The sequence below is a fragment of the Streptomyces bluensis genome, from assembly GCF_014650715.1.
GTDB classification, from domain to species: Bacteria; Actinomycetota; Actinomycetes; order Streptomycetales; family Streptomycetaceae; genus Streptomyces; species Streptomyces bluensis.
Genome location: NZ_BMVM01000016.1, coordinates 51,935 through 64,959 on the forward strand (window position 1 = coordinate 51,935; position 13,025 = coordinate 64,959).

At 70.0% G+C, this 13,025-nt stretch carries 13 protein-coding genes; 5 read left to right on the plus strand and 8 right to left on the minus strand.

The window, feature by feature from the left end; genetic code table 11:
• Positions 1 to 2 precede the first annotated feature (2 nt).
• The 3 genes from IE262_RS30570 to IE262_RS30580 are packed head-to-tail and all read right to left on the minus strand — an operon-like array spanning position 3 to position 3,062.
• Positions 3 to 830 (minus strand): carbohydrate ABC transporter permease, encoded by an 828-nt coding sequence (locus IE262_RS30570; protein WP_134041602.1) that lies wholly within the window; start codon positions 828 to 830, stop codon positions 3 to 5.
• A complete protein-coding gene (locus IE262_RS30575) occupies positions 827 to 1,726 on the minus strand; it encodes a carbohydrate ABC transporter permease (RefSeq protein ID WP_189878232.1) in 900 nt (299 codons plus the stop codon). Before IE262_RS30575 ends, IE262_RS30570 begins: the two co-directional genes overlap by 4 nt.
• On the minus strand, positions 1,716 to 3,062 hold the full coding sequence (locus IE262_RS30580) for an ABC transporter substrate-binding protein (protein ID WP_166681805.1): 1,347 nt from the start codon (positions 3,060 to 3,062) through the stop codon (positions 1,716 to 1,718). The genes IE262_RS30575 and IE262_RS30580 overlap by 11 nt, the downstream gene beginning before the upstream one ends.
• 162 nt (positions 3,063 to 3,224) lie before the next feature.
• On the opposite strand from IE262_RS30580, the gene IE262_RS30585 reads away from it, so the two are divergent.
• Positions 3,225 to 3,413 carry a hypothetical protein gene (locus IE262_RS30585; protein ID WP_189878234.1) on the plus strand — a complete coding sequence of 63 codons (189 nt, stop codon included), beginning with the start codon at positions 3,225 to 3,227 and terminating at the stop codon, positions 3,411 to 3,413.
• Between the two features lie 56 nt (positions 3,414 to 3,469).
• Here the strand turns inward: IE262_RS30585 and IE262_RS30590 are convergent, their stop codons facing one another.
• Positions 3,470 to 4,429: an alpha/beta hydrolase family protein gene (locus IE262_RS30590; protein WP_189878236.1), complete on the minus strand. Its 960-nt coding sequence runs from the start codon at positions 4,427 to 4,429 to the stop codon at positions 3,470 to 3,472.
• A gap of 165 nt (positions 4,430 to 4,594) precedes the next feature.
• Here IE262_RS30590 and IE262_RS30595 point away from each other — a divergent pair, with 165 nt between their 5' ends.
• Both IE262_RS30595 and IE262_RS30600 read left to right on the plus strand, forming a co-directional pair.
• Positions 4,595 to 5,191: a TetR/AcrR family transcriptional regulator gene (locus IE262_RS30595; RefSeq protein ID WP_189878238.1), complete on the plus strand. Its 597-nt coding sequence runs from the start codon at positions 4,595 to 4,597 to the stop codon at positions 5,189 to 5,191.
• A gap of 125 nt (positions 5,192 to 5,316) precedes the next feature.
• Positions 5,317 to 6,624: an SGNH/GDSL hydrolase family protein gene (locus tag IE262_RS30600; RefSeq protein ID WP_229877594.1), complete on the plus strand. Its 1,308-nt coding sequence runs from the start codon at positions 5,317 to 5,319 to the stop codon at positions 6,622 to 6,624.
• Between the two features lie 34 nt (positions 6,625 to 6,658).
• On the opposite strand, the gene IE262_RS30605 is transcribed toward IE262_RS30600, so the two are convergent.
• The 3 genes from IE262_RS30605 to IE262_RS30615 form a co-directional block, all read right to left on the minus strand.
• Entirely contained in the window at positions 6,659 to 7,108 is a 450-nt protein-coding gene (locus IE262_RS30605; RefSeq protein WP_189878240.1) for a hypothetical protein, read from the minus strand.
• 104 nt (positions 7,109 to 7,212) lie between these two features.
• Positions 7,213 to 8,550, minus strand: coding sequence for a cytochrome P450 (locus IE262_RS30610; RefSeq protein ID WP_189878242.1), 1,338 nt, complete (start codon positions 8,548 to 8,550; stop codon positions 7,213 to 7,215).
• A 194-nt stretch (positions 8,551 to 8,744) separates the two neighbouring features.
• A complete protein-coding gene (locus IE262_RS30615) occupies positions 8,745 to 9,272 on the minus strand; it encodes a hypothetical protein (protein WP_189878244.1) in 528 nt (175 codons plus the stop codon).
• Positions 9,273 to 9,904: 632 nt separating this feature from the next.
• Between IE262_RS30615 and IE262_RS30620 the strand changes: the two genes are divergently transcribed.
• Positions 9,905 to 10,516, plus strand: coding sequence for an RNA polymerase sigma factor (locus IE262_RS30620; RefSeq protein WP_189878246.1), 612 nt, complete (start codon positions 9,905 to 9,907; stop codon positions 10,514 to 10,516).
• Positions 10,513 to 11,184 (plus strand): hypothetical protein, encoded by a 672-nt coding sequence (locus IE262_RS30625; RefSeq protein ID WP_134041581.1) that lies wholly within the window; start codon positions 10,513 to 10,515, stop codon positions 11,182 to 11,184. The genes IE262_RS30620 and IE262_RS30625 overlap by 4 nt, the downstream gene beginning before the upstream one ends.
• 324 nt (positions 11,185 to 11,508) lie before the next feature.
• Here the strand turns inward: IE262_RS30625 and IE262_RS30630 are convergent, their stop codons facing one another.
• Positions 11,509 to 12,267 carry a hypothetical protein gene (locus IE262_RS30630; protein ID WP_189878248.1) on the minus strand — a complete coding sequence of 253 codons (759 nt, stop codon included), beginning with the start codon at positions 12,265 to 12,267 and terminating at the stop codon, positions 11,509 to 11,511.
• Positions 12,268 to 13,025 lie beyond the last annotated feature (758 nt).

A 13,025-nucleotide genomic window follows, 5' to 3' on the forward strand; every position in this document is an offset into this window, starting at 1 on the left:
GGTCACCCCTTCATCGCGCCCTGGAGCAGTCCCGCGATGAAACTGCGCTGGAAGATCACGAAGAGGATCAGGATGGGCAGCATCACGATGATCGTCCCCGCCGCCAGTGTGGGGACGTCCGTGCTGTTCTGACCGACGAAGAAGCCAAGCCCGGCGGGTGCCGTGTGCTTGGTCGTGTCCTGGATGAGGACCAGCACCAGCAGGAACTGGTTCCACGACCACATGAACACCAGCAGACCGAGCGTCATCAGGGACGGGCGGGCCAGCGGGAGCAGGATCCTCAGCAGGATCGTGGCCGACGAGGCGCCGTCGATACGAGCCGCCTCCACCAGCGACACGGGGGTGGACCGGAAGTGGGTGCGCATCCAGAACACGCTGAACGGCATGAACAGCGCGATCTCCACCAGGATCACGCCCAGGTACGAGTTGGTCAGACCGAGACCCCGCAGGTCGAAGTAGAGGGGGACCACGATCAGTTCGACCGGGATGGTGAGACCGGCGATGAAGAACGCCGCGACCGCGTTGCCGCCCGGGAGTCTCATGGTCCCCAGCGCGTAGCCGGCCAGTGCGGAGAGGACCAGGGAGGCGGGGACGACACCGGCCGCGATGGTGAGGCTGTGGCGGATGAGGTCGGAGAATCCGGCCACCGACCATGCCTGCGCGTAGTTGTCCCAGCTCCACCGCTGCGGCCAGGTCAGACCCACGACCGGCGTGCCCGCGGGCTGGAGGGAGGCGAGGAAGACGCTGAGGAACGGGATCACGACGGCGATCGCCATGACCGTCAGGAGCGCGTAACCCGACCAGCGTTCCGCTCGCGTCGCGGTGTTCATGACTGTGACCTCGACAGACGGTTGACGAGGTAGACGATCGCGAGCATCACACAGCCGAGGACGACCGCAAGGGCCGCGGCCAACCCGACCTCGCCCTCGGAGAACGCCAGTCGGTACACGAGCAGGCCGGGCACCGTGGTCTGCTCGCCGGGCCCGCCGTTCGTCGTCACGTACACGAGGTCGAAGCTGGCGAGCGCGGCCACCGTGGTCACGGTCAGGGCGACGGCGAGTTCGCCGCGCAGGTGGGGCAGGGTGACGGAGACGAACTCCCGGGCGGGGCCCGCCCCGTCGATGCGGGCCGCCTCGTACAGACTGGGATCGACCTTGTGGACACCGCTCAGGAAGAGCATCATGCACAGCCCACTGAGCACCCAGGTACCGACGAGGCCCACGGCGATCAGCGCCGCGCCGAAGTCGCCCAGCCAGGCCCGCGTCACGCCGTCCAGGCCGACCACGCGGAACGCCTGGTTCACCAGTCCGTCGTCCCCGTACAGCCAGCGCCAGGTCACGCCCACCGCGACGAGCGGAACGACCTGCGGCAGCATGAACAGGAACCGGTACGCCCCCATGCCGGGCCGCCGGTGACGGCCCAGCAGGCCGGTCATCGCCAGCCCGAGCACGATGGGCACGAAGGAGAAGAACACCACCAGCACCAGGGCGTTGAACACGGACCGGCGCAGGACGGGGTGCTGGAGAATCTCCTGGTAGTTGCCGAGGCCGACCCAGTCGCCCAGCGTGACGCCGTCCCACTCGAACAGCGAGAGGTACGCCGTGTGCAGGGCGGGCAGCACCGCGAACGTGAGGTAGACGGCGAGGGCGGGCAGCACGTAGACGTAGCCGCGATACGGACTGCGCCTGCGGGAGCTCACGGGCTGGACCTGTGGCCTACCGCGCATGGTGTTCCTCCCACTGGTCCTGAAGCGAGTCGAGGTAGTCCGCCGGCTTCACGCGGTCCGCGATGAGCTTCTGGACGCCGGAGCGCAGCCGGTCGAGCATGGCGGGGGCGGCGAAGTCGGGGAACGTCGTGATCCCGTCGTCGGCGACGGCCCGCCGGTGGCCCTCGGCGATGTCGGCGAGAACGCCTTCCGGCTTCGCCACGGCCTCGGGGTTGGGCGGCAGGAAGCCGTGGTCGCTGATGATCTGGCCGGCCTCGGGCGAGGTCAGGAAATCGAGGAACACGCCTGCCGCCTCGGGGTGTTCCGTCCGGGACGAGACGGCGTAGGAGACGCTGAAGCCCGAGGCCACCGTGGGGGAGGAAGCCTGTACGCCCGGCATCGGGAAGAAGCCGACGTTGTCGCCCATGACGGCCGCCAGCTGCCCCGCCGCCCAGTTGCCGTTGATCAGGAAGACGCTGTCGCCCTGGGTGAACCGGGCGGTGGAGTCGATCTGTGCCGTGCCGTTGGCGGACTCGTTGTAGTAGCCCTTGCGGCCCCACTCGACGACGAGCTCGCCGGCGGTGATCCCGGCGGGCGTCTCGATGGTGGCGCCCTTGGCGCCGTTCACCCAGTCCCAGTAGTCGTCCGTGGGCATGGTCTGGTTGAGGAGCGCGGCCCACAGGTGGATGCCGCCGGAATCGAGCGCGCCGACGCCGAGCGGTGTCAGGCCCGCCTCCTTGGCCGCCGTGAGTTGGTCCTCGAACTCCGCCAGAGTCCTGGGCGCAGAGCCGATCCCGGCCCGCTCGGCCAGCTTCTTGTTGTAGTAGATGCCGGTCATGGACAGGCCGGCCGGGACCCCGAACAGGGCACGCCCGCCGGTGGCCTCACTCCTCCGCCCGGCGGTGAGCTGGTCGAGACTGACCGGGGGAATGGCGTCGTCCCAGCCGTACGCCTCCCGATAGGGCGCGAGATCGAGGATCTGGCCGTCCGCCGCGAGGTCGTTCATCCCGACCGCGTACTGCGCGATGTCGGGCGCGGTGTCCGAGGTCATGGTGAGCTTCAGGTTCTGGACGTAGTCCGGGAACGTCTTGTAGTGCGGCTGGACACTGATGGTGGGATGGTCCTTCTCGAAGGCGGCGATCAGCGCGTCGACCATCAGCGGAGCGTCGGCGAACTCCAGACGTAAGGTGATGTCCTCGTCCGGCACGGCGGTCGAGGACGGCACGCTACGGGGCCCCGGCACCACGGCCGCGCTGCCGGGGGTCAGGGCGTCGCAGGCGGTGAGCGGCAGCGCGAGCGCGACGGCGCAGGTCATCGCCGCGACGCGGCGACGCGTCGGGTGCGTGCTGCCCATCATCGGCCTCCTTGCTCGGTCTCGGCGTGCGGTTCGGTGCTTCAGCCTCGCGGAGAGAGGGCCTCGAATCTCCAGCAGGCCGCGATGACTGCCCATGTGGGTGAATCGAGCTTCAGCACCCTTGGTACTCACCACAGTCGCCCCCGTCCAGGCGTCGGCCGGACGATGGCACCGCCCGGCCGGCCCCGGCGGCGGTGCCCTCAGGAGCCCGCGCGGTGGTGGGGAGCGCCGTCCACCACCGACACCGGCGCCCTGGGCACACGGGGGGATTTCACCGAGTACGTCACCGTCCTGCGCACCGCCCAGAAACGCAAGCAGAACCTGATGACTCTGATGGACGAGCACCGCCGGTGAGCCGGACGGCGCCTCACCCTCCGGGGGCAGCCGCGATCACGGCACGGTGCCGCGGCTTACTTGGATTCGGCTCGTCCGAGCGGGTCGGGGGCGGCCGCCAGCGCGTCACACGCCGCCTGCCAAGCGGAATCCCCGGGATAGAGCTCGGTGCGGAGGTAGGCCCAGGTGAGCCGCTGGACCGTGGCCACTCGTGCCGGGTTCTCGTCGGTGGTCTCGGCGACGTCGTATCCGGAGACTCCGCCGAGCCCGTGCTCCGCGTCGAACAGGGTGAGCAGCGACTTGGGGCCGGGGGAGAGGAAGTACGGGTCGGTGTGCCAGTCCGGGCCACGGACCGTCAGGTGGGCAGAGCTGTCCTTGTCGCCGGCGACGACGAGCGTGGGTGTCCTCATCTCGGAGAAGTCCGTGGTGAGGAAGAACGGGTAGTTCTCGGCTACGAACTCGGTGACGGCATCGCCGCCCCGGCCGGGCGCCGCAAGCAGGACACCCGCCTTGACCCGGGGATCGGCCAGGTTCACTTCCGCTCCGTCGTCGGGATCGGTGAGCCGGGCGCCCAGCAGCAGGCTCGCGGTGTGGCCGCCCATCGAGTGCCCGGCCACGGCGACCCTGCTGGAGTCCAGGCGCCCGAGCAACTGCGGGACCGCGGCCTCGATCACGTCGAGCCGGTCGAGGATGTGCTTCATGTCCTCGGCCCGTGATCGCCAGTACAGAGGCGCCCCGGGGGTGTCGGGAGCCAGGCTCAGGGTCCTGGAGCTCAGATGGGTGGGCTGGATCACGACGAAGCCGTGCGCTGCCCAGAAGTTGGCGAGGGGAGCGTAGCCGTTCAGTGAGGAGAGGTGGTTCGAGTAGCCCTGGCCGTGCGAGAGGAGGATGACCGGCAGATCGCTCCCGGTCACGGGCGCGGAGACTCGTAGCTCCAGGTCCACGGCTCGGCCGGGAGCAGGCAGCACCACCGGACTGACCGAGAGGACGGGAGTGGGCGAGCTGAAGGGGGCGGCCGTGTAAGCCGGTTCACTCATGGTGCGTGTCCTTTTCAAGGGCCTCTGCTGCCGGTCCGTTCGGCCGGCCGTATGGAGGCGGTCAGAAGCGTCCGGCTTCAGCTAGGCTGAAGCGGAGCGTTGTTCCGATTAATATACGGAGCGGTGTTCCGTTTCGTCAATGGTCGTCGTCAGAAGGAGAGCGCTGTGTCCCCTGCAAACCAGTCCGGGGAGGTACCGGCCCGAAGCAAGCGGGCCGACGCGGTGCGCAACCAGCAGACGCTGCTTGCCGCCGCCGCCGCGGTGTTCGTCACCTCGGGCGTCGATGCGCCGATCCGTGAGATCGCGGCCAAGGCGGGCGTCGGGATGGGGACGATCTACCGCCACTTCCCGACTCGGGCTGATCTCGTCGTCGCCGTCTATCGCCACCAGGTCGAGGCGTGCGCCGAGGCCGGCCCGAGCCTGCTGGGCAGTGCCGGCTCCCCGCTCGCAGCACTCCGTCAGTGGGTCGACCTCTTCGTGGATTTCCTGGTCACGAAGCACGGACTCGCCAATGCGCTCCAATCGGACAGCAGTGGCTTCGACGCGCTGCACACCTACTTCCTCGACCGCCTGGTGCCCGTCTGCGCGCAGCTGCTCGACGCCGCGGTCGACGCCGGCGAGATCAGGCCCGGTACGCACGCCTACGAACTGATGCGGGGTATCGGCAACCTCTGCATCGGACGTGACAGCGACCCCCGCTACGACCCCCGCCGACTGGTCGACCTGCTCCTTCAGGGACTACAGCGACCGCGGTCAGCCTGAATCACGAACCGAAGCCACCCACCTTTGCCGCACGTTCGGGCACCGTGCGCAGACCGGATCTGACATGCTCACACCTGGTCCCTGGTTTCCGAGTCCCGTCCCGCACACGGAAGGAACGACGGCCCGTGCTCGCACGCATGCCCCGCCGCGCTCCAGGCACTCTGTTCGCCCTCACCGCCGCCCTGCTCACCGGACTGCTCGCCCTGTTGGCCACGCAGCCCTCGACCGCCGCGCCGCCGGGCTCGGCCCAGACCTGGACCGGCACCTGGGCGTCCGGCGTGAGCGGAGTCCCGGCCAGCGCCGACACCGTCTTCACGGACCAGACCGTCCGTCAGATCGTGCACACCAGCGTCCCCGGGAACAGGGTCCGGGTGCGGCTGACCAACGAGTACGGCACGGAGCCTCTGGTCGTCGGCGAGGCGCGCCTCGCGCTCGGCGCCGACGGCCCGACGGGCACCGAGATCGTGCCGGACAGCGACCGCGTCCTGCGCTTCGGCGGGCGCCCGTCCGTCACCCTCGCACCGGGCGAGCGGCGCTGGAGCGACCCGGTCGCCCTGCGTACCCCAGCCGCCGCGGACCTGGTCGTCAGCTTCCACCTCCCGCACCGGACGCGCGCCACGACCGTCCACTCCAGCGCCTTCGAGCGGACGTACATCGCCGCGGGCAACGTCACGGGCAAGCCGAGCGTGGAGCCGATCACCACCACGGCGAGTTGGTACTTCCTGTCCGGGGTGAGCGTGGCCGGCGGCGCCGCGCGCTCCTCACTGATCGCCTTCGGGGACTCGATCACCGACGGCGCGGTCACGGAGACCGGCGCCAACCACCGCTGGCCGGACCTGCTGGCCGAGCGCCTTCGCCAGGACCCCGCACTGGCCCGGATCGGCGTCCTGAACACCGGCATCGGGGGCAACCGCCTGCTGCGCGACCCGAACCCGCCCGCGGGCAATCCGGCCGAAACGTTCGCCGCGTACTTCGGTGAGGCCGCTCTCAAGCGCTTCGACCGCGATGTCACCTCCCAGCCGGGCGCCCGCTACGCGATCGTCCTGATCGGCGTCAACGACCTCGGCCACCCGGGGAACATCGCCCCCGCCGACGAGGAGGTCACGGCCGCGGACCTCATCGCCGGGTACCGGAAGCTCATCCAGCGCGCCCACGCCCACGGGCTGAAGATCTTCGGCGCCACGATCCTGCCCTTCGAGGGCGACACCCTGAACTTCTACACGCCCGAGCGGGAGGCGGCCCGGCAGGCCGTGAACCAGTGGATCCGCACCAGCGGCGCCTACGACGGTGTCGTCGACTTCGACGCGGCGGTACGCGACCCCGAGCACCCTGGCCGACTGCTCCCGGCGTACGACAGCGGCGACCACCTCCACCCGAACGACGCGGGCATGGCCGCGATGGCCCGGGCGGTGCCGCTGCGCCTCTTCCGCTGATCACCGCACTCCGACCGGCTGCCCGGCGACGGACTCAGGCGGCGTACACCCTGCCCTGCTTCAGGACGAAGTCCGTCGGCTGTGAGCAGCCGAGGGACGGTGTGAGCAGCAGGCTCACGGTGAGCGGGGCGGGTTCGGTGCCGGCGGTCGAGAACTGGCAGACGGCACCGGTGCCCGTGAGGGGATACCAGAACCAGCCGTCCACGTCACCCACGGTCACGCGGTCCGACTCCTTCCAGGCGCCACCGGCCCGTGTGTAGACCTGCAGGAGCACAGAGGCGGCGTACTCGTCCTCCGTCGAACGCTGCGCGGTCAGCGTGATCTTGTAGTCGGTTCCGAGGACGGAAGAGGCGATCTGTCGTGTCTGCTGCGCAGCCGCCTCCGCGTTCGAGGCGCCGGCACCGGTGCCTCCGAGGACGGCTGCCATCAGGACGGTGAGCACTGCGGCGACGCCACGGCGGGCGTGTGTGCGGGTCAAGCTCATGTGGTCCCCCGTTGGGGTGAGTTGGGGTGGAAGGTCGGATTGTTCCCTTGATGATGAAGACGAGTGACACAGCTGAGAGGTTGTACTGGGGGGCTGACGCAGCGTCAGGGGCAGTGTGGGGGTTGCAGGGTTGCGGGGGTGGGGCCGTCGGGGCGGACCGTGATGCCGTACACCGCCTTCGTGGGGGCGGAGTGGAAGGCCACGGTGTGCACCGGCAGTAGGTGTTCGAGCAGGACGGTCGATTCGCGGAGCGCGAATTGCAGACCGAGGCAGGCGCGGGGACCGAGGCCGAAGGGGTAGTACGCGCCCGGGTGAGTGGGCCGGCCGTCCGGGGTGAGGAAGCGCCGGGGGTCGAAGTGCTCCGGCTCGGGCCACAGTTCGGGATCGCGGTGCGTGAGGTACGGGCTGATCAGGATGTCGGTGCCCGCCCTGACCGCGTAGCCGCCGGCGAGGATGTCGTCCTCGGTGACGTGGCGGGGCAGGATCCAGGCGGACGGGTAGAGCCTGAGCGTCTCGTGGATCAGGGCCTGGAGCGCCTGGCGGCGTTGCGCCGGGCTCTCGCCGCCGGCGGTGAGAGCGTGTTCGCGGGCGGCGGGGTACCGGTGGAGGAGCAGGTAGAGCCAGGTCAGGGTGGTGGCGGTGGTCTCGTGCCCGGCCACGAGCAGGGTGACCAGCTCATCGCGGATCAACTGGTCGGTGTACTCCGGGCGTTCAGTGGCGGCGTCAATGAGGACGCGCAGCAGTCCCGGCCCGTCGGGGCCGGGCGCCCCGCTGCGAGCGGCCTCGATGGCGTGGCGGGCGACCGCGTCGATCCGGGCGAGATCGGCGGCGACGGCGTCCTGGGCGCCGGTGACATCAGCGGGCAGAGTGGGAAGGGCCGCCGCCACGGCTGCCACGGCGCCCACTTCGCGCTCCGTCCCGTCGTCGAGAGGGTGCCCGGTCAGAGAGCGCCAGATGGCGTCCAGGGCGAAGCGGCGCATCTCCCGCCCGACATCGAGCGTCTGCCCGGTACGGGCGTACTCGCCCCAGCGCCCGGCGGTGGTCCGGGCGGCCTCGGTGATCCGCTGTTCGTAGCGGCGCATCCCGGTACCGGTGAACTGGGACTGAAGCAGGCGGCGTTGCCGCTTCCACGCCGCACCGGTGGCGGCGAGGACGCCGTCGCCGATCAGCACACGGGCACGGTGGGAACGCTTGACGTACCGCTCCGGGTGACGGGCGAGTACGTGCTGGACGGCCTGCGGGTCGGTGACGAGAACGGTGGGAGCCGGCCCGAGACGGAACGCGGCGACGCCCCCGCACCGCTCGCGCACCCGGGACAGCAACTCGACCAGTTCGCCTCCCTGCGAACGCCACCGCTCCACGAGTCCCGGTTCGGCTTCCGGGACCGGCCGCCCTGTTGTGGGAACGTCACGAAGGGAGCCGGGACTGGCTTCGGGGTTCATGTTCCTTCTCCTGGTCAACCGCTGGGCTCGGCCGTAACGGAGCCGCTGGCACCACGGACTGTACGGGAGTAGTCACATCTCGTGACAGCCCGCGGTGCTCGCGGTCAAGTCACTCCCGGAGAAGGGCTACCGCACGACGGCGTCATTCACGGAAGCCCGTATGGCTGCCGTGCCGCCGCCGTCACCGGGTGGGCTCAGCAGCGCTTGCTGGAGTGGCCCGTAACGGGTGCGGGATCGCCGGCGGCCCGTACGGAGCCCGTCGCGGCCGTGCACTCGGTGACTGTGCTGGTGCCGTTGGACCAGAACTCCTGGGCGGTGGTGTTGGTCCAGGAGCGCTTGCCCAGGATTTCGTCCTGCGCGTAGCTGTAGACCGCGGCGGTGACGTCGTAGTCCCCGGCGATGTCGCGGAAGCTCTGCCAGACCCAGACGTAGCCGTAGTTCTCGGCACAGGACGGCGAGTAGAACTGCTTGACGGAAGCGATGGTTTTGCCACTGCGGGTGATGTAGCCGGTGGTGCCGATCTGGTAGGCGTCCGCGCACACCCCGGCGGCCTGCGCCCGCGTGCTCGCCGGGTTCCCGGACGGGGACGGTGCGGTGGACGTGGCCGCTGTGGTGGTGGGCGCGGGCGCGGGCGCGGGGCCGGTCCCGGCGGAGGCGATTCCGGCTGGGATGAGGGCGAAGGCACAGCTCAAGGCTGCGACGACGGTCTTCGGGTAACGCATGGTCAGATCCCCCTGAAGGTGGTCAGGCGCGACGTCCGCAGCGGGAAACGCCCAAAGACGTCGTGCGGGGTCGGCACAGGTCCAAGCTGCACGAAGCGGTGGTTACCGGATGGCCGGGAACGCTTCGGACATGTGGTGAGACCCGCCGGGCGGCCGAAGGGTTGTACGCGATGACGAGCCGCGTCGCGGCGGCGGTGGAACGCGCGCCGCGCCCAGGGGCGTGCCCCGCGCCGCACGTTCGAGGATCGTCCCGGGCAGGCGCCTTGGCGTACTGAGGGGCGCGTTGGGTGGTGTGCGCGCCGGTATGTGGTGGATGTGCGCCGGGGGTACAGGGGGTGTGACGCAGAACACGTCGGGGTGGCGGAGAACTGTTCGGCGCTTCCCTCGGCCGGATTACGCCTGGCCAGAGGGATACGGAGGGTCACTAGCGGCGCTTGTTGAAGGTTGCACAGTGCGGTCGACTGGGGACGCTGGGTGAGTTTTCTGGGGGAGGGATGAGTGATCGGCCTCGCGATTCACTTAGGTAGTGGACAGACCCAACGGGCCATCGGCGCACGCGAGTTGGCGCCGGTTCCCTGCTGACCCTCAATGGAGAGGATCTCTGCCATGTCCCCTGTCGACGGGAGGCCGGCGTGAACCACCACGACGCCCTGGAGGGCGAGCCGCCTGCGGAGTACGGCCTGGGGCTGTCCCAGTCGATGTTCGTGCCGCTGGATCTGCCGCTGGACTTCGAGGCCTTCTACCTCGGCCACCAGACGGCCTTCCACGCGTACGCGGAGGTCCACTTCGGTACCCGCGCAGCCGCTGAAGAGGTCATACACGAGGTGTTCCTGGAGATCCACGCCGGCTGGACGGAGTTGCTGAGCGCGGGCAACCTCGAACAGGGCGCGTGGGCGATCGTGCGGCGGGCCGTGCACGACCGGCTGGAGCTGGAGGGGCGGGCACCGGCGTTCGTCATCAACGGCCCCATCGCCCAGGCCCTGGCCGCCACCCGGGACAAGCTGCAGAAGATGGAGTCCACCAGCGGCCTGTACGAGGCGATCGCGGAGCTGCCGAACCGCCAGTTCGAGGTGATCGTGCTGCGCTATCTGCTGGGCTACCCCACCGCCAAGGTCGCCTGGTTCGTGGGCATCGACGAGCGCACCGTCGGCCACCATCTGCGGCGCGGCAAGGAACGTCTGCGGATCAAGCTGGGCCTGCCCGACGACCGAAAGAAGCCGAAGAAGAAGGGAGAAGGAACGTGACCGCCACCATCGAGGCCCTGCTGGCCGACGCGCAGATCCCCGTCTCCGCTCCACGGCGCTTCGACGTCGCCGCCGCGCTGCGCCGTCTTGCCGCGGACGCTTCCCGTCGTACGCCCACCGTGGAGATCGCCCGCGCGGCGCAGGCAGGGCAGCGCCTGGGCGTGGTGTGCCGGTGGGTGCTGAACGAGCCCGACGCCGCCGAACACGTGGACAGGATCGCCGAAGGACCGGACCGCGGGCCGCTGACCGGAGAGGAAATGGATGTCGAAGGGGCCCTGGTCTTCGCCTGCCTGCTGTATCTGACGGGGCACCCGGAGTCCGCGCAGTTCTGGTGGCAGCTCGCCGCCGGCGCGGGCAGCCGCGCCGCCGCCTACTGCCTGCACCTGCACCACCTCTCCATCGGCGAATCGCGGGGGGCGTGGCACTGGTTCCACCAGCTCACCCACTCCATGGCCGACACCGCCCCGCCGGACGCCGCGTTCCTTGAGGGCCTGGAGATCTTCGCCCGGTACGTGCGGACCAACGGCTCCCGCGCGATAGCCCCGACCGGCCTGCTGGAGTGCGAGGTCGACCGGCTCGCCGCGCGCACACCGGGCTCTTCCGTGATAGTCGCCCGGCCCGACAGCCAACTGGTCGCCCGCCTACAGGAGTTCGCCGCAGGCCGCTGAGACCGCACCCACCACACGCGGTCACACACAGGGGAGCCGTGTCCAGCCACCGGTTCCAAGGCCACGGGCCGGACAGGCTCCCCAACACGACGCCATCGGAAGGAGACGTCCTCCATGCACCCCAGCCGTCGACCATCGCGCAGGGGCCCGAACCGCCTTGCCCACTGCCGCACGAAGGGCGCCCGCCGTAGGAGCACCGCCCTCATCCAGATCCTGCACGGCGCCTGCTACGCCATCGGCACCGGCGTGATCGGACTCGCCTTCCTGTGGGCCGAACGCCTCTGGTGACCGGAAGCCGGCGGCCTGTGCCGACGGGCCGTCGTCTCAGCGTGCCCGCGCCGGGTCCACCGCGTAGACATAGCGGAAGGACGCGTACTCACCGCAGGTCCACAGGACGTCCTCGGTCCCGTCGTAGCTGAGGTCCTCGGGCCCGACGGACAGGGTGCTTCGCGGAGTCGGGCGGGAGGCGCCCGGTGTCCAGGAGTACAGCGTTCCGCGGGCTCTGCCCGCGCTGACCGAGAGGTAGTACGTGTCGTTGACGCTGACCGCCCCCTGAATGCTCCGCCGGCCCACGGTCCTGCCGCCGCGACGGCTGGTGATCGTCCTGACGTCCGCGCCGACCAGCCGGTTCGGGGCGTGGCCCAGACCGGCAAGGGGCAGGCGCAGCACCTTGGGGCGGCTGCGCTCGCTCGCGGTGTACTCGCCGGCCAGCATGGTGTGCGGGGAAGTGGTCCGGTCGACGGAGACGGCCGAGTAGCGAAACCGTTTGCCCGTGTTGTCGTAGGCAGCGATCTGCGGCAGTACGTACTTGTAGTCGTAGCCGTAGTAGTCGCCTGCGTCGCCGGTGCCGTTCTCGATGAGACCGATCACGTCCGGGCGGTCGTCGCGCACTCGAAGGATGCGAGTGAGGTCGAAGACGCGCAGGCCCGCGTAGGTGTCGGCGACGTAGAGCGTGTTGCCGTACCACGCGATACCGCCCGCATGCCGGCGGATCGGGGCGAAGGTGGGGAAGCCGCCGCCGGTGCGGTACGGCTCCACCATCAGGACGTGCCGGTACTTCGGGCGCTGGGAGCTCCAGTTCACCAGGGACAGGCGCGTCCCTTGGTTGACGCGGGGCCTCCGGCGGTACGTACCAGCTCACCAGGACGGTGCTGACGTGCGCACCGAGCGAGTCGTAGGTGGTGCTGACTCCCTGCGGGCGCCAGTCGCGGACCAGTTGGTCCCGGGACACGTCCCAGTGGAAGCCGAAAGCGTACTGCTCGGCGATGTTCCGGCCCTCGGCGGTCTCGACCCTGCTCCCGCGGCGGTCCGCGTCGGCCAGAACGGTGTCGATGGGGACCGTCCCCAGTACGGAAGTGAGGGCGTTGACCGTGGCCGCGTACGGGGCGTGGCTGCCGCGGACGTCGGCGGTGAGCCGCTTCGTGAGGTGGTAGTCCTCAGGAACCTGGGCGACGGCCGGAGCCGGTAAGGCAGGCCCACCCGCAGCGGCCGCCAGCGGTGCGGAGACTCCCGCGCCCAGGAGTGATCTTCTTGAGATAGCCATGACAGTGGAGGCCTTTCATGCTGAGGCGGACACCGCTCTGTGGTCTGGATCGTGCGATGCGCGCCGGTCTCGCCTTCCGGCCGACCGAGATCCTGAACAGGTCGGCGACGGCCAGGCCAGGAACCACCGGCATGGAGCGAGCTGGGCCCAGCACGGAGCGAGCTGGGCCCAGGGGCGCGGGTGCACAGAGCGTGGAGACGTGGACCACGGACATCCATCCAAGTCGGCTGTCCCGGCCCCCCTTGCTTGTCCGGCCTGCTCGGCGTGTTGTCCGAATCCTGCCCCGCACGGATCACGG